The organism is Cellulomonas edaphi (assembly GCF_030362815.1).
Classification (GTDB): domain Bacteria; phylum Actinomycetota; class Actinomycetes; order Actinomycetales; family Cellulomonadaceae; genus Cellulomonas; species Cellulomonas edaphi.
Map to the genome: position 1 here is coordinate 1,119,364 of NZ_JAUCGR010000001.1, position 18,721 is coordinate 1,138,084.

The window sequence follows — 18,721 nt, forward strand, 5'->3', positions numbered from 1 at the left end:
GTCCGCATGTCCGCTGCCCTGCCCGAGATCTCGGGTTCCTACGGCCAGAAGCCCACGCTGGCGTTCCCCGCCGACGCGCCGTCCGGCGAGCTCGAGGTCGTGGTGCTGTCCCGCGGCGACGGCGACCTGGTCGAGGCCGGCGACAACATCGAGGTGCACTACCTGGGCCAGTCCTGGAACGGCGGGGTGTTCGACAACTCGTACGACCGCGGCGAGTCCATCAGCTTCCCCATCGGCGTCGGCGCTGTCATCGCCGGCTGGGACGAGGGCCTCGTGGGCCAGCAGGTCGGCTCGCGCGTCCTGCTGTCCATCCCCTCGCACCTGGGCTACGGCGACCGCGGCGTGCCGCAGGCCGGCATCCGTGGCGGCGACACGCTCGTCTTCGTCGTGGACATCGTGGGAACCAGCGCCTGACGACACCTGAGGCAGCAGAGGCGCGGTCCCCGGTGACGGGGGCCGCGCCTCTGGTCGTCCGGAGGACTACAGGACCTGCGAGACCGCGGGGAGCATGTCCTTGATGGTCCGGCCGTTGGTCTTCACGCCGAGCGCCGTCATGCTCCACCCGGAGCCGCTGCGCGAGACCTTCGCCATGATCTGCGCGGTGTGCGCCCCCGAGCCCGACAGGTCGTAGCGCGCCACCTCCTGCTCGTTGCTCGAGTCGATGAGCCGGCAGAAGGCGTTCTCGATCGCGCTGAACGACTGGCCCGAGTAGCTGTTGACGACGAACACCAGCTGCGTGACGGCGGGGTTCACCGCACCCAGGTCCACGACGATCGACTCGTCGTCGCCGTCGCCGCGGCCCGTGAGGTTGTCGCCGAGGTGCTGGAGCGCGCCGTCCTTGCTGCGCAGCTGGCTGAACCACACCTGGTCGACGAGCTGGCCCGACGCGTCGAACAGCAGCGCCGAGGCGTCGAGGTCGACCGACTTCTCCTTGACCTTGCCGAACAGGCCCTTGACCTTCTGCGCGTCCCAGCCCAGCCCCATGCGGACGCGGCTGAGGCCGCCGCCGTCGGACTTCTGCAGCGAGACGGACTGACCCTTGCTCAGGCTGATCGACATGCGTGGTGCCCTTTCGTCGGTGCGCGTCTGTCGGTGCGCAGGGTGCCGGCGTCAGCCGACGTGGATGAGGTGGTCCTCGTCGGCGTGCCGACGGTTGCGCGCGAGGGACGACAGGAACGCCGCGCCGATGAACGCGACGCCCACGAGGCCGGTGATGACCTCGTCGACGTGCACCCCGATGCTGACCAGCAGGATCACGGCGAGCGCGCCGATGGCCCAGTGCGCACCGTGCTCCAGGTAGACGTACTCCTGCAGCGTGCCCTTGCGCACCAGGAAGACCGTGATCGAGCGGACGAACATCGCGCCGATGAAGCCCAGGCCGAGGGCGATGATGATCGGGTCGGCGGTGATGGCGAACGCGCCGACCACGCCGTCGAACGAGAACGACGCGTCGAGCACCTCGAGGTAGAGAAAGAGGAAGAACGCGGCCTTGCCGGTCGCCTTGGCCGCCTCGCTCGGACCGCTCGTCGCCGTGCCGACCTCGGTGCTCGCGTCCTGCTCGTCGGCGCCCGCACCCTCGAACAGGGTCCCCAGGCCGTTGACCGCAATGTAGGTGATCATGCCGAGCACCCCGGCGACCATGACGACGGCCGGGTCGTCGGCGAGCAGCTCGGCGGCGAGCACGAGCGCGACGCCGGAGATGACCACGGACAGCTGGTCGAGCTTGCCGATCTTGGCCAGCGGGCGCTCGAGCCAGGTCAGCCAGGTGATCTCCCGCTCCTCGAAGATGTAGTTGAGGAACAGCATGAGCAGGAACATCCCGCCGAACGCCGCGATCTGCGGGTGCGCCTGGTTGAGCAGGTACCCGTAGGTGCCGGGCGTCTCCGGGTCGCCCTTCTCCATCGCGAGGTTGAGCGCCTCGACCGGTCCGAGGTCGGCCGTGATGCCGACGATCAGCAGCGGGAACACCAGGCGCATGCCGAACACGGCGATGATGACGCCGATGGTGAGGAAGATCTGCTGCCAGAAGTTGCTCATCCGCTGCAGCACGGTGGCGTTGACCACCGCGTTGTCGAACGACAGCGAGACCTCGAGCACGCCGAGGATCAGGCAGAGGGCGAAGGCCTCCCAGCCGCCGTAGACGAAGGCGACGATGAGCGAGGCGATCGTCACGACGATCGACCAGCCGAAGATGCGAAGCAACCGAGTCTCGTTCCGTGTGGATGGGTGCGGCGCCAGGACGGCGACCTGCGGATTCTAGGCGGAAGCCGCCTCAGCCCACGTTGACGCCGAAGTCCCGCACGATGCCGAGCAGGCCGGTGTCGTAGCCCTGGCCGACCGCGCGGAACTTCCACTCCGCGCCGTACCGGTACACCTCGCCGAAGATCATGGCGGTCTCGGTAGAGGCGTCCTCCGTGAGGTCGTAGCGCGCGATCTCCTGGCCGTCGGCCTGGTTGACGATGCGGATGAACGCGTTGCGCACCTGGCCGAAGCTCTGGTGGCGAGCGTCGGCGTCGTGGATGGACACGGGGAACACGATCCGGTCGACGTCCGCCGCCATGCCGGCCAGGTTCAGCTTGACCGACTCGTCGTCGCCCTCGCCCTCACCGGTCCGGTTGTCGCCCGTGTGCTCGACGGTCCCGTCGGGAGACGCGAGGTTGTTGTAGAAGACGAAGTGGGCGTCCGACAGCACCTTGCCGCTCGCACCCAGCAGCAGCGCGCTCGCGTCGAGGTCGAAGTCCTGCCCGCTCGTCGTGCGGGCGTCCCAGCCCAGCCCGACCAGCACGGCCGTGAGGTTGGGCGCCTCCTTGCTCAGCGAGACGTTGCCGCCCTTGGCCAGCGTGATGCTCACGATGTGTCCTTCCGTGCGATGCGTGGGTCGGCGGATCAGAGGGTGACGCCGAAGTCGCGGGCGATGCCCGCCAGACCGGACGCGTACCCCTGCCCCACGGCACGGAACTTCCACTCGCCGCCGTTGCGGTACAGCTCGCCGAACACCATGGCGGTCTCGGTCGACGCGTCCTCCGACAGGTCGTAGCGGGCGATCTCGCCGCTGCCGTCGCCGTTGACCACGCGGATGAACGCGTTGCGCACCTGGCCGAAGCTCTGCCCACGCGCGTCGGCGTCGTAGATCGAGACGGGGAAGACCACCTTGTCGACGTCGGCCGGGACCGCGGTCAGATCCACCTTGACCTGCTCGTCGTCGCCCTCGCCCTCGCCCGTGAGGTTGTCGCCCAGGTGCTCGACCGAGCCCTCGGGGCTCTTGAGGTTGTTGAAGAACACGAAGTGCTGGTCGGTGGGCACCTTGCCGCCCGCGTCGAGCAGCAGCGCCGAGGCGTCGAGGTCGAAGTCGGCGCCCGTCGTGGTGCGCAGGTCCCATCCGAGGCCGACGACGACGGAAGTCAGGCCGGGGGCCGCCTTGGTGAGGCTGACGTTCCCACCCTTGGAGAGGCTGACGCTCATGTGTCCTCCTGGACTCTGCGACAGGGGCTCGTCCCCCGTCATCGGGGCGCGGCCGGTCGGGCACGCGCGTGGTGCTGACCCCACCGTATTCATCCCCGGCCGACTTCGTGCGCCGACTTCGCTCAGAGCGTGCACCGAGTTGGAGGCTTCGCGCCCCGGCGAGCGCGCGTGGCTCTAGCATCGACGGTGGACCCCGACGCGCTGCCGCGTCACACCCCCGTTCCAGGAGGCCTCAGATGTCCGAGCTCGACCTCGGTGCCACGCCGACCGCCACTCCCGCGGCCGCTCCCGCGCCCGCCGGCGGGCTGGTGCTGACGCCCCCCGCCCCGGTCGTGGTGGTCGAGGAGAAGCAGGCCGAGTCCGCGGTCCCGCTCGCGCCGGGCAAGGAGCTGGAGCTCAAGGCCAAGGCGACGGCGTTCGTCACGGAGCTGACGACCATCGACACCAAGTCGCCCGAGTTCAGCCAGAAGGTCGCCTCGATCACCTCGATGGGCGAGCAGGAGATGCGCGCCTCGGCCTCCGTCTCGAGCCGCATGCTCGACCGGCCCGCGTCGATCGCCAAGGGCTCGAAGGGCAAGGACGGTGACGCGCAGACGCGGGTGGCCAACACGCTGGTGGACCTGCGCACGACCGTGACCGACCTCGACCCCAACCGCGCCGACCTCACGGGCGTCAAGAAGGTCCTCAAGTGGATCCCGGGCGGTAACAAGGTCGACGCGTACTTCGCGCGGTACCAGTCCGCGCAGTCGCACATCGACGCGATCATCAAGGCCCTCGCCTCCGGCCAGGACGAGCTGCGCAAGGACAACGCGGCCATCGAGACGGAGAAGACCAACCTCTGGACCTCGATGGGCAAGATCGCGGAGTACAACACGCTGGCCGCCGCGCTCGACACGGAGATCGAGGAGAAGATCGCCCAGCTCGAGGCGGCCGGCCGGCAGGAGGACGCGGACGCCCTGCGGTCCGACGCCCTGTTCCCGGTGCGCCAGCGCCGGCAGGACTTCATGACGCAGATGGCCGTGAGCGTGCAGGGGTACATGGCCCTCGACCTCGTCCGCCGCAACAACCTCGAGCTGATCAAGGGCGTCGACCGCGCGCAGACGACCACGATCGCCGCGCTGCGGACGGCCGTCATCGTGTCCCAGGCGCTCTCGCGCCAGAAGCTGGTGCTCGACCAGATCACCGCGCTCAACACGGTGACGTCCAACCTCATCGAGTCGACGTCCGTGCAGCTGCGCCAGCAGGGCGCCGCCATCAACCAGCAGGCCTCCGAGGCGACGATCGACGTCGCCAAGCTGCAGGCGGCGTTCGACAACGTCTTCGCGACGATGGATGCGCTCGACACCTTCCGCGCGCAGGCGGTCGACTCCATGGCGCAGACGGTCACGGCGCTGGAGGGGCAGATCGAGCGGGCGCAGCCGTACCTGGAGCGCACGCGGGCCCGCGAGGGGAACGCCTCCTGACTGGGCGCAGTGACGAGGGAGCGACGTGAGCTGGCTGGCGCGCCTGCGCGGTGACGACGAGCCCGACGAGCGGGACCAGGCACCCGAGCCCGACGAGGACAGCCCGGAGGCGCTGCAGGCCGCGGTCGACGAGCTGGTGCGGTTCGTCAACGCGCGCGCCGGGGCGCTGCCGCCCGCGGCGCTGGCGAACGCGCGCGCGCTGACCGACACCCTCACCGAGGTGGTCGACAGCGCGCAGGTGCGCCCGCTCGACGTGTACGCGGTCATCAGCGTGCGGGGCGTGGTGGGCGACTACCTGCCGACGACCCTGAAGGGCTACCTCGCGCTCGACCCCGAGGTCAGGGACGTCCCGCGCGCCGGCGGGCACAGCCCCACGGAGTCGCTGATGATGCAGATCGACTCGCTCCAGACGTCGGTGCAGGCCACCCTGGTGGCCACGCGCGAGCAGGATGCCGATGCCCTGATGACCCAGGGCCGGTTCCTGCAGACCAAGTTCAACCGCTCCGACCTCGACCTGTGACCCGCACGCCGTCCGCTCCCGCTCACCACGACCCGATGGACTCCTGAATGCCCGCAGCACCCATGAAGCGCGGATCGAACGCCGCCCTGACCCGCGAGATCCCCCACCTGCGCGGGGTGGTGCTCGGTGTGGCGCTGTCGTCGTCCGAGCCCGTGCTCAATGACAACCTGGTGGTCGCGACGCTCCTGTGCGACGACGACCACAAGGTGCTGTCCGACGAGCACATGGTGTTCTTCAACCAGCTCGCCGAGCCCGACCTGTCGGTGACGCAGCTGGCGGCCGCCGCGGGCGGCGACGTCGAGCAGGTCGAGGTCGACCTCGACGGCGTGCCGGCCGACGTGCACCGCATCGTGGTCGTGGCCTACCTCAACGAGGGCATGGGCCACCGGCGCACACTGGGCCAGCTGCGGGTCGCGCAGATCCGGGTGCTCAACCTGGCCGACGGCGCCGAGCTGGTGCGCTCCGAGAACCTGGCGCCCGCCCTGACGGGCGAGACGGGCCTCGTGCTGGGGGAGCTGTACCGGCACGAGGGCGGGTGGAAGTTCAAGGTCGTCGGGCAGGGCTACCCCAACGGGGTGGTGGGGATCGCCGCCGACCACGGGGTCGGGCTGTGACCCTGCCCGACCCTCGGCGCGCCCCGGCACGCACCGACCTCCCGTGGCTGCGGCACCGGCCGCTGCGCCGCGTGCCCGCCTCGCCGGCACCGCGGGTGAACCTGCAGCACCCGGGCCGCCCGCCCCTCGGTACGGGCCGCGTCACGCCCGCCGCGCCGTCGGCCGGTGCGTCCTCGCTCGACCTGACGCGGCCGTCGGCCCCGGTGCCCGCGCCCGCGCCAGACGCCGCGGAGGCTTCGGTGGCGGTGTCGTCGTCGCTGGACCTGTCGTCGCCGGGCCTGACCTCGTCGTCGCTGGATCTGTCGTCCGCGGCGTCGTCGTCGCTCGACCTCTCGACGCAGGCCCCGGCCCCGGCGTCGTCCTCGCTCGACCTCTCGACGCCGGCCCCGGCGGAATCGTCGTCGGACCTGTCGACGCCCCCGGCCGCCTCGTCACTGGATCTCGGCCCGTCGACCGGCGCCGCCGCGACGCCGAGCGCCCGCGCGCTGGTCCCCGTCCGCAGGCAACCCTCGGCCGCGCAGGGTGACCCGGTGCTCGGCTACGAGCCCGAGCGGGTGGTGGTCGGCCGGCCGACCCTGCTCAACCGGGATCGCCCCACCGTGGCGCTCACGCGCGTGCAGTCGGGCGTGGGCGTGCTGCGCCTCACGATGGCCGTCGGGAGCGGTGTCGGGGACCTGCGACCCGCCGCGTTCTGCCACCTCTCCACGGGCGAGACCGTGCTGCTGGACCACAACCGCGGCATGACGACGGCTCCGGCGGGCAGTCGGCGCCCGGTGGTCCAGGCCGTCGACCGCGGCTTCCTGGTCGACCTGCGGCAGGTCTCGCGCCTGCAGCGGCTCGTGATCGCGGGGTTCTCGCCCACGTCGTCGTCGCTCGCGTGGGGCGGCGCGCTGCGGGTCGAGACCATCGGCGGGGCGCGCGTGGACGTCCCGCTGGAGCGCGAACCAGGTGCCGGATCGCTGGTGGCGCTGTCGATCCTCAACGTCGGCGGCCAGCTGGTGCTGCGCGCCGAGCGTCAGCTCGTTCCCGGCGCGCTGCGCGAGGCGGCGCTCGCCTTCGGGTTCGACGGGTTGACCTGGGTCGACGCCTGGACCCCGCTGGGCTGATCCGGGCGTTCTCCCCAGGGCGCGCAGCCGGCCGGTCCATCCGTCGTACGCGCGGGTTACGCTCCGGTACGCGCCTTCAGGGGACCCGCGAGAGGCAGGACGCGATGCGCCATTTCGACCACCTCACCGACGACGCCCGTCGCCGGCTGTTCTGGCGTGCGCCGGAGCCCTTCTCGCGCGAGTCGCCGCGGGAGACCCTCGCGGTGGCGCTCGGCGCGACGCTCTACATGCCGGCCACCCGCCCCCGGCTCGCGCACGACCTCGCCCGCCGGGCGTCGCAGGGTGTCGCGAGCTCGGTCGTGTGCCTCGAGGACTCGATCGCGGACGACGAGCTGCCCGCCGCGCAGGCCAACGCCATCGCGCAGCTGCGTGAGCTCGCCCAGGCGGGCGGGGGTCCGCTCACGTTCGTCCGTGTGCGCACGCCCGACCAGATCCCGCAGGTCGTCGACGGCCTGGGGGAGCACGCCCACGTGCTGAGCGGGTTCGTGCTGCCCAAGTTCTCGGAGTCCACGGGGGCCGCGTTCCTGGACGCGCTCGACGACACGGCGGCGACCCACGGCCTGCACCTGTGGGCCATGCCGGTGATCGAGTCGCCCGAGATGATCCACCGCGAGACGCGCGGTGACCAGCTGCTCGCGGTCCGCGCGCTGCTGGACAAGCACCGTGCCTCGGTCCTCGCGGTCCGCACCGGCGCGACCGACCTGAGCGGCGTCTACGGGATCCGACGCGGGCGAGACCTGTCGATCTACGACGTGCGGCTCGTCGCGGAGGTCCTCACCGACGTCGTCAACATCCTCGGACGGGCCGACGGGTCGGGCTTCGTCGTCACGGGCCCCGTGTGGGAGTACTACGGCGGCAACGAGCGCCTGTTCAAGCCGCGCCTGCGGCAGGCGCCGTTCCAGGCCAGCGACGCCGAGGACCTGCGCGCCTCGCTGATCACGCAGGACCTGGACGGGCTGATCCGCGAGGTCGTGCTGGACGCGGCGAACGGGCTGACGGGCAAGACCGTGATCCACCCGAGCCACGTCCCGGTGGTGCACGCGCTGTCGGTGGTGACGCACGAGGAGTACGTCGACGCGAGCGACGTGCTCGGGCGCGACGCGGGTGCGGCGGCGTCGGCCTACCGGAACAAGATGAACGAGTCCCGCCCGCACCGCGCCTGGGCGGAGCGCGTGCTGACGAGGGCCGCGGTGTTCGGTGTGGCGGAGCCGGACGTCGGCTTCGTCGACCTGCTGGGCGCAGGGGACGACTGGTGACGGACCCCGCGCGCTGGGTCTCGCAGCGGCTCGGTGTCGGGCTGCGCACCACGGCCTCCCCGGTCGGGCTCGACCTCGCCGACCTCGTGGGTCTCGCCGTGCGGCGCAACCCGCGGCGTGCCCACCTGCTGGTCTCGCGCGTGCTCGGCAAGCACGTCCCCACCGATCCGCGCGTGGTACGCGGCGCCGGCCTGCTGCTGGGCGACCTGGTACGCGCCGAGCTGACCGGCGGCCCGCACCCCGAGGCGCGGGCCGCGGCCCTGCGGGCGGCGCTCGCGGATCCAGGGGCCGAAGGCGGCGACCCGGTCGGGCTGGGGCTGGACGGGGTCGTGGCGGCCGAGCCGGTCCCGGCCGTGGTGCTCGGGTATGCCGAGACGGCCACGGCGCTGGGGCAGCAGGTCGCCGAGGCGCTCGGCGCGCCCGTGCTCCACTCGACGCGGCGCTCGGTGCCCGGCATCACGGCCGTCGGCGGGTTCGAGGAGGAGCACTCGCACGCCACCAGCCACCTGCTACTGCCGGCCGACCCGCAGCTGCTGTCGAGTGAGGACATGCTGGTGCTGGTCGACGACGAGCTGAGCACGGGCCGCACCGCGCTCAACACGATCGCGACCCTGCACGCCCGCCACGCCCGGTCGCGGTACGTGATCGCCGCGCTGGTGGACCTGCGCTCGACGGAGGACCGGGCGCGCATGGCGCAGGTCGCCCGGGAGCTGGGTACGCGCATCGACGTGCTCGCGCTGGCAGCGGGCACCGTGCTGCTGCCCGACGACCTGGCCGAGCGGGCGGCCGCGCTCGTCGCCGAGCTCGGCGACGCCCCGGCGCCGGCTGCCACCACCTCGGTCGCGGCGGTCCACCGGGTCGCCCTGCCCTGGCCCGCCGGCCTGCCGGAGTCGGCGCGGCACGGCTGGGACCCCGCGGACGACGACCGGCGCGCGGCGGCCGTGGAGCGCGCCGCGTCCGCGCTCGCCGGGCCGCTCGGCGACGCCCGCCGCGTGCTGGTCCTGGGCACCGAGGAGCTGCTCGACGTCCCGCAGCGGCTCGCCGCGGCACTCGCGGGTGCCCGCACGGTCCGGTTCTCGTCCACGACGCGCTCCCCGGTCCTGCCGGTCGACGACGAGGGGTACGCCATCCGCACGGCGCTGCGCTTCGACGCGCACGACGAGCCCGACGACGGGCCGGGGCCGCGGTACGCCTACAACGTGCTGGGTGGCGGGTTCGACGCCGTGGTCGTGGTGCTCGACGAGCGCGCGGACACGGCGGCCGCGGACGGGCTCGTCGCCGCCCTGGGGACCGCCGCACCGCTGGTCGTCGTCGCGAGCCTCCCTGACGCGGCCGCGCGCGTGGCCCGCGCGCGCTCGGTGCCCGCCGTGCTGCGTGGCCCTGCATTCGGCTCCTACGCACCCGACGAGGTCGCCTGGCTGCTCACCGACCTGTCGGACGTCGCGCTCGAGGCGCCCGTGGAGGAGCGCGAGGAGGCCATCCAGTCGGGCGGCGCGCACTACGCCGAGTCTCTGCCGGTCGAGTACCAGCCGTCGGCCGCGTACGCCGCGCTCTTCGAGGCGGCGCTCGCCGATGCCGCCGAGCGTGTCGCGCTCGCGGTCGGTGTGGTCACCGAGCGTGCGCTCGCGGCACGCGGCACGGACCTGACGCTCGTGTCGCTGGCCCGCGCGGGCACGCCCGTGGGCATCCTCATGCGCCGCTGGGCGCAGCAACGGCACGGGCTCGACCTGGCGCACTACGCGGTGTCGATCGTGCGCGGGCGTGGTGTGGACCACCTGGCCCTGCGACACGTCGCCGCCCGGCACGCGCCGGAATCCGTGCTGTTCGTCGACGGCTGGACCGGCAAGGGGGCCATCGCGCGCGAGCTCGCCGCGGCGCTGGTCGAGCACCGGGCCGCGACGGGGGTCGACTTCCCGCCCGAGCTCGCGGTGCTGGCCGATCCCGGGCACTGCGTCGACCTGTACGGCACGCGCGACGACTTCCTCATCCCGTCGGCGTGCCTGAACTCGACGGTGTCCGGCCTGGTGTCGCGGACCGTCCTGAACCGGGCGATCCTGCGCGACGACCAGTTCCACGGCGCCAAGTTCTACGCGGAGCTGGCGTCGGCGGACGTCTCCAACCGGTTCCTCGACGCGGTGTCCGACCGGTTCCCCGCGGTGCAGGAGGCGGTCGACGCGACGCCCGCCGCGCCCGACGAGGCGCCCGACTGGCGCGGCTGGGCCGCCGTCGAGAGGGTCTCGCGCGAGCAGGGCATCGGCGACGTCAACCTGGTCAAGCCCGGGGTCGGCGAGACCACGCGTGTGCTGCTGCGCCGCGTGCCGTGGAAGGTGCTCGTCGCGTCCGACGCGGCGCCCGCGGACCTGGTGCACATCCGGCACCTCGCCGCGGAGCGCGGGGTCCCCGTCGAGGCCGTGCCCGATCTGCCGTACTCGTGCATGGGCCTCATCCACCCTGCTTACACCGCGGGCGCCACGGGCGCGGCCGGCACCGCGGTGCGTACGGTGACCGCATGACCGTCCCCGGGAGACCCGACCTGCCCGTCCCCGCCGCGAGCGGTGAGGGCCCCCGGGCCGTGGCCGAGGCCGAGGCGCACGTGGCCGCGGCCGCCCTCGCGGCCGGTGTGCCGGAGCACCTCGTCGGACGCGTCGCGTCCTTCGCCCGGCCCGGCGCGGCGCGCGCGACCGCCCGGCCGCTCGTCGCGTGCGACCTTGACAGGACTCTCGTGTACTCCGCGGCCGCGCTCGGCCTGGTCGGCGAGGACCGGCATGCGCCGGACCTGGTGGTGGCCGAGGTGTTCCACGGCGAGCCGTTGTCGTTCCAGACGCGCGCCGCCCAGGACCTGCTGGCGGTGCTCGCCCGGGTGGCCACGCTGGTCCCGACGACCACCCGCACGCGCAGCCAGTACGCGCGCATCCGCATCCCGGGGCGGCCCTACCCGTACGCGGTGACGACCAACGGCGGACAGCTGCTGGTCGACGGCAAGCCGTGCCCGCGGTGGGCCCAGCGCGTCGCCGAAGAGCTGGCCCAGGCCGCCCCCCTCGCGGAGGTCCATGCCCACCTGGCGCGCGTGGCCCACGAGCCCTGGGTGCGCAAGCTGCGCGTGGCCGACGACATGTTCACCTACCTCGTCGTCGAGCGGGGCATGGTCCCGTCCGGATACGTCGACGACCTCAGCGCGTGGTGCGAGGCGCGTGGGTGGACCGTCTCGGTGCAGGGGCGCAAGGTGTACTGCGTGCCGGCGACGCTGACCAAGTCGGCGGCCGTGGCCGAGATCGCCCGACGTGCGGAGGCGGGCGATGTGCTCGCCGCCGGTGACTCGCTCCTCGACGGCGAGCTGCTCGAGGCCGCGGACAGAGGCGTGCGGCCCGCGCACGGCGAGCTGCACGAGACGGAGTGGCGGGCGCCGCACGTCGCGGTCACCTCCGCATCGGGGGTGCTCGCGGGCGAGGAGATCGTCGCGCGGCTGCTGGCGGACGTGTTGTCCTCGTCCTGAGTGCCCGACACGTCCTGAGTGCCCGACACGTCCTGAGCGCCCGACACGCATGCCGCCCGTTTCGGGCGCGGTCCTTGCTGCACGCGCGCGCCTGGGCGAGTGTGGGGGACATGGGGGAGAACAGGGTCACCATCACGTACTGCACGCAGTGCCGTTGGCTGCTCCGCGCGGCCTGGTACGCCCAGGAGCTGCTCACCACGTTCCACCGTGAGCTCGCCGAGGTGGCGCTGCGGCCCGCCACCGGCGGCGTGTTCGTGGTGGACGTCGACGGCGAGCCGCTGTGGGACCGCAGCACGCACGGCGGGTTCCCGGAGATCACGGCCCTGAAGCGGGCCGTGCGCGACAAGGTCGCCCCCGACAAGCCGCTGGGTCACAGCGAGGGCGCCTCCGCCTGACGGGAGCCCTGACAGGACCCCTGACAGGAGCCCTGCCGGGAGCCCCGCCGGGCTGCTTCCTGGACCGCGGTCCTGCACGCGGTGGACAGCCCGGTGCCAGGTCAGCGCGCCATCGGTACGTTTGATCACGATCCGGTCACGGGGCGCACGCCCGGTGGCCGGTCGCGCGCCGGACGGCGCCCGTGGGCTACCTCGGAGGCCGTCGGACCACGGCTCGGGGGTGCCCGGTCCGACGGCGTGGCGGGCGGGCGATCGGACGGGGGGTACGTCGGTCGCCCGCCCGCCTGGCCTGCCCTTCGTGGGTGGATCGGGGCAAGATGACGCCATGGATGTCGACGCCTTCGCCGCCCACACCGCCTTCTCGGACCCGGGCAGGCACGCGCCCGTCCTCGCGGGCATCGAGCCCACCCCGGACGCGATCCACGCGGCGGCGTGCTCCATCGTCGTGCACTACCGGGGCCAGGCGGCGAGGGTCACGGAGCGGATGCGCGACGACATCGACCTGCGCTGGCTCGAGGCCATCCTCGACGCGGCCGAGGAGCGCGCTCCGCTCGTCCCGGGCACCCCGCGCGAGGTGGGCGAGGAGGTGGCCGGCTGCTGCCGCGACCACACGCTGTTCGGCCTCGGCGTGCTGCGCGAGCACGGCATCCCGGCTCGCAGCCGCGTCGGTTTCGCCGGGTACTTCGAGCCGGGGTTCCACCACGACCACGTCGTCGTGGAGTACTGGGACGGCAGCCGCTGGGTCCGCTTCGACCCCGAGCTCGGGCCTGACGGGTTCGACTTCGACACCAGGGACCTGCCGCAGGGACCCCGCGCGCCGTTCGAGACGGCCGCCGAGGTGTGGATCGCCGGCCGCGGCGACAACCTGGACCTGTCGGTCTACGGCGTCGACCGGTCGCTGCCGCACCTGTGCGGCCACGAGTTCGTGCGCGGCTACGTGTTCCTCGAGCTCGCGCACCGGCGCGGCGACGAGCTGCTGCTGTGGGACGAGTTCGGGGCGCGTGCCGCCGGCCTGCCCCCGGACCTGCTGCCCGAGGGCGCCGTCCTCGACGAGGACGTCGCCGACGAGCTCGCCGACGAGATCGCGGTGCTGCTCGTGCAGGCGGACGCGGGCGACGAGGAGGCCGAGGCCGAGCTGGCCCGGCGTTACGACCAGGACCCGCGGCTCAACCCGCGCGTCGCCGTCCTCACGTTGACGCCGCACGACCGGGTGGGCGACGTGGACCTGTCCACGCGCACCACCCGGTGGCGCTGAGGGGCTACGGGCGCTGAGGGCTACACCCCGGTCGGTCGCGGGCAGGAGACGCCCGTGCCGCCGAGGCCGCAGTACCCGGCCGGGTTCTTGTCGAGGTACTGCTGGTGGTACGCCTCGGCGTAGTAGAAGCGGCCCGCCTCCTGCGCGGGGCGCACCTCCGTGGTGATCTCGCCGAACCCGGCACGGGTCAGCCGGGGCTGGTACTCGGCCAGCGTCTTCGCGGCGGCCTCGGCCTGCTCGTCGGTCGTCGTGTAGACGGCCGAGCGGTACTGGGTGCCGACGTCGTTGCCCTGCCGGTAGCCCTGCGTGGGGTCGTGCGCCTCCCAGAAGGCGCGCAGCAGGTCCTCGTGCGAGAGGACGGCCGGGTCGTAGGCGACCATGACCACCTCGGTGTGCCCGGTCAGGCCCGTGCACACCTCCTCGTACGTGGGGAAGGGCGTGAAACCGCCCTGGTAGCCGACGGCCGTGGTCACGACGCCGGGCGTCTGCCACATCGCGCGCTCGGCTCCCCAGAAACAGCCCATCGCGACGTAGAGCGTCGCGGTGCCGACGGGCCAGGGGCCCGCCAGCGGAGTGCCGAGCACGGTGTGCGTCGAGGGAACGGTGTAGGCGTAGTCGTCGCGGCCGGCGAGGGCCCGCTCGGGGGCCACCATCGTCGAGCGGAGTGCGGATCCGAAGAGCCAGTTCATGGTCTCGCGTCCTTTCGTGGGCTGGTTCTGCCCGGCCAGCACAACCGTGCCGGTGCTTCCGGTGTTCCCGGTGCTCCGAGCGATCAGGACCTAACCTTGGGCGGTGACCCAAGACGAGCTCGACTGGTCGGACGCCGGCTTCTCCACGCGCGCCATCCACGCAGGTCAGGCGGCCGACCCCAGCACCGGTGCCGTGGTGCCGCCCATCTACCAGGTGTCCACGTACAAGCAGGACGGCATCGGCAACCTGCGCGGCGGGTACGAGTACTCGCGCTCGGCGAACCCGACCCGGACGGCGCTCGAGGAGGCGCTCGCGTCCGCCGAGGGTGGGGCGGGCGCCGCGGCCTTCGCGTCCGGGCTGGCCGCGGAGGACACGTTGCTGCGCGCGGTCCTGCGCCCCGGCGACCACCTCGTGGTGCCCGACGACGCCTACGGCGGCACCTACCGGATGGTCGCCCAGGTGTTCGGGCCGTGGGGGATCGAGCACACGGCGGTGAACCTGGGCAACGCGGACGCGGTCCTCGACGCCATCCAGCCCGGGCGCACCAAGGTGGTCTGGATCGAGACGCCCAGCAACCCGCTCCTGACCGTCGCCGACATCGCGGCGATCGCCGTGCACGCGCAGTCCGCGGGAGCGCTCGTCGTGGTCGACAACACGTTCGCGACGCCATACCTCCAGCGGCCCCTGGCCCTCGGCGCGGACGTCGTGGTGCACTCCACCACCAAGTACATCGGCGGGCACTCGGACGTGGTGGGCGGCGCGCTGGTGGTCGCGGACGGCGCCCAGCTGCCGGTCGGCCTCGTCGGCCCCACGGGCACCACGAGCGTCCTGGACGCGGTGCGCTTCCACCAGAACGCCTCCGGGGCCGTGGCCGGGCCGTTCGACGCGTGGCTCACGCTGCGCGGCCTGCGCACGCTCGCGGTCCGGATGGACCGGCACGTGGCGAACGCCGCCGCGGTGGTGGAGCTCCTGCGGCACCACGAGGCGGTGACGGAAGTCCTGTACCCGGGGCTCGACGAGCACCCGGGCCACGAGCTGGCCGCCCGGCAGATGTCGGCCTTCGGTGGCATGGTGGCGTTCCGCACGGGGAGCGAGGACTCGGCCCGCGCCGTCTGCGCGGCCACCCGGGTGTTCACGCTCGCGGAGTCGTTGGGCGGGGTGGAGTCCCTCATCGAGCACCCGCACCGCATGACGCACGGGTCGGTGGTGGGCACCGCGCTCGAGGTCCCGGACGACCTGGTCCGGCTGTCCGTGGGCATCGAGGACGCCGACGACCTCGTGGCCGATCTGTCCCGAGCGCTGAGGAGCGTCGCATGAGTGAGCCAGCCCCCGACCTGACGAAGGCCTCGGCCCCCAGCGGTCCGCCCGTGCCGCTCTCGGTGCAGCGCACCGCGGCGTGGGCGTGGCGCTTGCTGCTCATCTGCGCGGCGGTCGCCGTGGCGGTCTGGGTGATCGGCGCGCTCAAGGTGGTCATCGTGCCCATCGCGATCGCGGTGCTCGTCACCGTGCTGCTGTCGCCGGTCGTGGGGTTCTTCCAGCGCCGGTTGCGCATGTCGCGCGCCGTGGCGAGCGCCGTCGGGCTCGTGGGCCTCATCGTGCTGGTGGTCGCTCTGCTCACGGTGGCCGGTGCCTCCATGGTGCGCGGCTTCGGCGACCTGTGGGACGAGGCGAGCGCGGGCGTCGACAAGGTCACCGCGTGGCTGGCCGACGGTCCGCTGCAGCTCTCGGACCAGGACATCGCGAAGTGGGCCGACAAGCTCCAGGACCTGGCCGGCTCCGGCGGCGGCAGCGGCTTCCTCACGGGGGCGCTGCACGGCGCGGTGACGCTCGGGCACGTGGCGGCAGGCACCCTGATCTGCATCTTCTGCACGTTCTTCTTCCTGCTGGACGGCCGCACCATCTGGGCGTGGCTGGTGGGGCTGCTCCCGCGCGGCTCGCGTGAGCACGTGCACCAGGCGGCGCGCCGCGGGCTGGTCACGCTCGGTGCCTACACGCGCACGCAGATCCTCGTCGCCGCGGTGGATGCGATCGGCATCGGGATCGGGGCCGCGATCCTCCAGGTCCCGCTCGCGCTGCCGCTGGCGATCCTGGTGTTCCTCGGGTCGTTCGTCCCCATCGTCGGCGCGCTGGCGACGGGCACGATCGCGGTGCTGGTCGCGCTCGTCGCGCAGGGCCCGTGGGTCGCGCTGATCATGCTCGGCGTCGTGCTGCTGGTGCAGCAGATCGAGGGCCATGTGCTGCAGCCGTTCCTCATGGGACACGCGGTGTCGCTGCACCCCGTCGCGGTGCTGCTCGCCGTGGCGGCGGGCTCGCTGGTGGCCGGCATCCTGGGTGCGCTGTTCGCCGTGCCGATCGTCGCGGTCGTCAACACCGTGCTGCTCTACCTGCACGGGCACGACAAGTTCCCGCAGCTCGGGCACGACGACCACGTCGCCGTGCGAGGACGCGGGCACCCGATGCTCGACCGCTCGATCGCCCAGTTCGCCGAGAGCAAGGCGGCCGACATCGCCTCGGAGGAGGAGCTCGGAGCCGGCCCCGCGGTCGGCAAGGACGCCTCGCCCGTCGCTGATGCCGGCGACGGGCGATGACCGCCAGCCTCGCCGACGTCCGGGCCGCCGCCGAGCTTCTCGACGGGGTCATCGAGCACACGCCCGTGGAGAGCAGCCGCGCGCTGTCGGAGATCTCGGGCACGCAGGTGTGGCTCAAGTGCGAGAACCTGCAGCGCGCGGGCTCGTTCAAGATCCGCGGCGCGTACGTGCGCATGTCCAGGCTCTCGGCCGACGAGCGCGCGCGTGGCGTGGTGGCCGCGAGCGCGGGCAACCACGCGCAGGGGGTCGCGCTCGCCGCGCGCCTGCTGGGCATCGAGGCCACCGTCTTCATGCCGGTCGAGGCCGCCCTGCCCAAGATCGCCGCGACCCGCGAATACGGCGCGCGGGTGTCGCTCGTGGGGCACAGCGTCGACGATGCGCTGGAGCACGCGCTCGAGTACTCCGAGCGCACCGGGGCGGTGCTCATCCACCCGTTCGACCACGACGACGTGATCGCCGGGCAGGGCACGATCGCGCTGGAGATCCTCGAACAGGTGCCCGACGTCGCCACGATCGTCGTGCCCGTCGGTGGCGGCGGGCTCGCCGCCGGCGTGGTCACCACCGTCCGCGAGCTCGCACCGCACGTCCGCGTCGTCGGCGTGCAGGCCGCGGGCGCGGCGGCGTACCCGCCCTCGATGACGGTCGGGGCGCCCGTGAAGGCCGCCGACATGCGCACCATGGCGGACGGCATCGCCGTGGGCCGGCCCGGTGCCGCGCCCTTCGCGGTGCTGCACGAGGCCGCCACCGCGATCCGGACCGTCACCGAGGAGGACCTCTCGCGCGCGGTGCTGACCGTCGCCGAACGGGCCAAGCTGCTCGTCGAGCCCGCGGGCGCCGCGGCGGTGGCGGCGCTCATGGCGTCCCCCGGCGAGTTCGACGGTCCCGTGGTCGCCATCCTGTCGGGGGGCAACATCGACCCGCAGGTCCTGCTGCGCGTGGTGCGCCACGGGCTGGCGTCCGCCGGCCGGTTCCTGTGGTTGCACGTGCGGATCGACGACCGGCCCTTCGCGCTGGCCGACCTGCTGCGCGACGTCGCCAGCATCGGCGCCAACGTGATGCACGTGTCGCACGTGCGCACGCAGGGCGAGCTCGCGGTCGACGAGGTCGCGATCGAGGTGCAGGTGGAGACCAAAGGGCCCGAGCACTGCGCGCAGGTCATGCACCACCTGCGCGAGCGCGGCTACCGGCTCACGGACTGATCGCTCGGCAGCGCCCCCGGAGACGGCGACGGCGCCCGCCCCCAGGGGGTGGGCGCCGTCGGCTGCGGCGGAATCAGCCGGCGAAGGGCTTCGCGGCGACGATCTCGACCGGGATCTGGCGGCCGTTGGGGGCCTCGTACGACGTCTTGTCGCCCACGCTGCGGCCGTTGATGGCCGCGCCCAGCGGGGAGGTGGGGGAGAAGACGTCGATCTCCGAGGACCCGGCGATCTCGCGCGAGCCGAGCAGGAAGACCATCTGGTCCCCCGCGACGACTGCGGTCACCTCCATGCCGGGCTCGACGACACCGTCGTCGGCCGGCGTGCCGATCTGCACGTTGCGGAGCTTGGCCTCCAGCTCGCGGATGCGGGCCTCGTGCTTGGCCTGCTCCTCACGCGCCGCGTGGTAGCCGCCGTTCTCCTTGAGGTCACCCTCGTCGCGAGCGGCGGCGATGCGGCCGGTGATCTCGGCGCGGCCCTCACCCTTGAGGTGCTCGAGCTCGGCGATGAGTCGGTCGTAGGCCTCTTGCGTCAGCCACGTGGCTGCTGCTGTCGTGTCGGTCACGATCGCTCCTTTCTTGCGTCTGGCCGGCCGGGGGCCGGTCGTCGGGGCGCACGTCCGCAGGTGCGGTCGACCCGTCAGGGCGTGCCCGCACCCGCGAGGTGGCTCGGGGTGCTGCGCC

Annotated in this window: 19 protein-coding genes; 13 read left to right on the forward strand and 6 right to left on the reverse strand. The window is 73.0% G+C overall.

Annotated elements, in window-relative coordinates; all coding sequences use genetic code 11:
• Window positions 1–6 precede the first annotated feature (6 nt).
• The gene (locus tag QRT05_RS05230; RefSeq protein WP_289445885.1) at window positions 7–414 is read left to right on the forward strand and encodes an FKBP-type peptidyl-prolyl cis-trans isomerase; all 408 of its coding nucleotides are present in this window, start codon (window positions 7–9) and stop codon (window positions 412–414) included.
• Window positions 415–480: 66 nt separating this feature from the next.
• Here the strand turns inward: QRT05_RS05230 and QRT05_RS05235 are convergent, their stop codons facing one another.
• The 4 genes from QRT05_RS05235 to QRT05_RS05250 form a co-directional block, all read right to left on the reverse strand.
• Window positions 481–1,059 (reverse strand): TerD family protein, encoded by a 579-nt coding sequence (locus QRT05_RS05235; RefSeq protein ID WP_289445886.1) that lies wholly within the window; start codon window positions 1,057–1,059, stop codon window positions 481–483.
• Between the two features lie 51 nt (window positions 1,060–1,110).
• The gene (locus tag QRT05_RS05240; RefSeq protein WP_289445887.1) at window positions 1,111–2,202 is read right to left on the reverse strand and encodes a DUF475 domain-containing protein; all 1,092 of its coding nucleotides are present in this window, start codon (window positions 2,200–2,202) and stop codon (window positions 1,111–1,113) included.
• 70 nt (window positions 2,203–2,272) lie between these two features.
• On the reverse strand, window positions 2,273–2,851 hold the full coding sequence (locus tag QRT05_RS05245; protein WP_289445888.1) for a TerD family protein: 579 nt from the start codon (window positions 2,849–2,851) through the stop codon (window positions 2,273–2,275).
• 35 nt (window positions 2,852–2,886) lie between these two features.
• Complete coding sequence (locus QRT05_RS05250; RefSeq protein WP_289445889.1) at window positions 2,887–3,462, reverse strand: TerD family protein; 576 nt, start codon at window positions 3,460–3,462, stop codon at window positions 2,887–2,889.
• Window positions 3,463–3,698: 236 nt separating this feature from the next.
• On the opposite strand from QRT05_RS05250, the gene QRT05_RS05255 reads away from it, so the two are divergent.
• The 9 genes from QRT05_RS05255 to QRT05_RS05295 all read left to right on the forward strand — a co-directional run bounded on the left by QRT05_RS05255 (window position 3,699) and on the right by QRT05_RS05295 (window position 13,564).
• Window positions 3,699–4,925, forward strand: coding sequence for a toxic anion resistance protein (locus tag QRT05_RS05255; RefSeq protein ID WP_289445890.1), 1,227 nt, complete (start codon window positions 3,699–3,701; stop codon window positions 4,923–4,925).
• A gap of 25 nt (window positions 4,926–4,950) precedes the next feature.
• Window positions 4,951–5,445: a hypothetical protein gene (locus QRT05_RS05260; protein ID WP_289445891.1), complete on the forward strand. Its 495-nt coding sequence runs from the start codon at window positions 4,951–4,953 to the stop codon at window positions 5,443–5,445.
• A 47-nt stretch (window positions 5,446–5,492) separates the two neighbouring features.
• On the forward strand, window positions 5,493–6,059 hold the full coding sequence (locus QRT05_RS05265; RefSeq protein ID WP_289445892.1) for a TerD family protein: 567 nt from the start codon (window positions 5,493–5,495) through the stop codon (window positions 6,057–6,059).
• Window positions 6,056–7,165, forward strand: a complete 1,110-nt coding sequence (locus QRT05_RS05270) for a hypothetical protein (protein ID WP_289445893.1) — start codon at window positions 6,056–6,058, stop codon at window positions 7,163–7,165. The genes QRT05_RS05265 and QRT05_RS05270 overlap by 4 nt, the downstream gene beginning before the upstream one ends.
• Window positions 7,166–7,269: 104 nt before the next feature.
• Window positions 7,270–8,421: an HpcH/HpaI aldolase/citrate lyase family protein gene (locus QRT05_RS05275; protein WP_289445894.1), complete on the forward strand. Its 1,152-nt coding sequence runs from the start codon at window positions 7,270–7,272 to the stop codon at window positions 8,419–8,421.
• The gene (locus QRT05_RS05280) at window positions 8,418–10,934 is read left to right on the forward strand and encodes a phosphoribosyltransferase (protein WP_289445895.1); all 2,517 of its coding nucleotides are present in this window, start codon (window positions 8,418–8,420) and stop codon (window positions 10,932–10,934) included. The genes QRT05_RS05275 and QRT05_RS05280 overlap by 4 nt, the downstream gene beginning before the upstream one ends.
• Window positions 10,931–11,914 (forward strand): HAD family hydrolase, encoded by a 984-nt coding sequence (locus QRT05_RS05285; RefSeq protein WP_289445896.1) that lies wholly within the window; start codon window positions 10,931–10,933, stop codon window positions 11,912–11,914. Before QRT05_RS05280 ends, QRT05_RS05285 begins: the two co-directional genes overlap by 4 nt.
• A 110-nt stretch (window positions 11,915–12,024) precedes the next feature.
• Entirely contained in the window at window positions 12,025–12,309 is a 285-nt protein-coding gene (locus QRT05_RS05290) for a SelT/SelW/SelH family protein (RefSeq protein WP_289445897.1), read from the forward strand.
• A gap of 325 nt (window positions 12,310–12,634) precedes the next feature.
• Complete coding sequence (locus tag QRT05_RS05295) at window positions 12,635–13,564, forward strand: transglutaminase-like domain-containing protein (protein WP_289445898.1); 930 nt, start codon at window positions 12,635–12,637, stop codon at window positions 13,562–13,564.
• A gap of 20 nt (window positions 13,565–13,584) precedes the next feature.
• Here the strand turns inward: QRT05_RS05295 and msrA are convergent, their stop codons facing one another.
• Window positions 13,585–14,253: a peptide-methionine (S)-S-oxide reductase MsrA gene (gene msrA / locus QRT05_RS05300; protein WP_289445899.1), complete on the reverse strand. Its 669-nt coding sequence runs from the start codon at window positions 14,251–14,253 to the stop codon at window positions 13,585–13,587.
• A gap of 103 nt (window positions 14,254–14,356) precedes the next feature.
• On the opposite strand from msrA, the gene QRT05_RS05305 reads away from it, so the two are divergent.
• Genes QRT05_RS05305 through ilvA form a run of 3 tightly spaced genes read left to right on the forward strand, consistent with a single transcriptional unit; the run spans window position 14,357 to window position 18,041 of the window.
• Window positions 14,357–15,571 carry a cystathionine gamma-synthase gene (locus QRT05_RS05305; RefSeq protein ID WP_289445900.1) on the forward strand — a complete coding sequence of 405 codons (1,215 nt, stop codon included), beginning with the start codon at window positions 14,357–14,359 and terminating at the stop codon, window positions 15,569–15,571.
• Window positions 15,568–16,842 carry an AI-2E family transporter gene (locus QRT05_RS05310; protein ID WP_289445901.1) on the forward strand — a complete coding sequence of 425 codons (1,275 nt, stop codon included), beginning with the start codon at window positions 15,568–15,570 and terminating at the stop codon, window positions 16,840–16,842. The genes QRT05_RS05305 and QRT05_RS05310 overlap by 4 nt, the downstream gene beginning before the upstream one ends.
• On the forward strand, window positions 16,839–18,041 hold the full coding sequence (gene ilvA / locus QRT05_RS05315; protein ID WP_289445902.1) for a threonine ammonia-lyase: 1,203 nt from the start codon (window positions 16,839–16,841) through the stop codon (window positions 18,039–18,041). The genes QRT05_RS05310 and ilvA overlap by 4 nt, the downstream gene beginning before the upstream one ends.
• 73 nt (window positions 18,042–18,114) lie before the next feature.
• Here the strand turns inward: ilvA and greA are convergent, their stop codons facing one another.
• The gene (greA, locus tag QRT05_RS05320) at window positions 18,115–18,603 is read right to left on the reverse strand and encodes a transcription elongation factor GreA (protein ID WP_289445903.1); all 489 of its coding nucleotides are present in this window, start codon (window positions 18,601–18,603) and stop codon (window positions 18,115–18,117) included.
• Window positions 18,604–18,721: the final 118 nt, after the last annotated feature.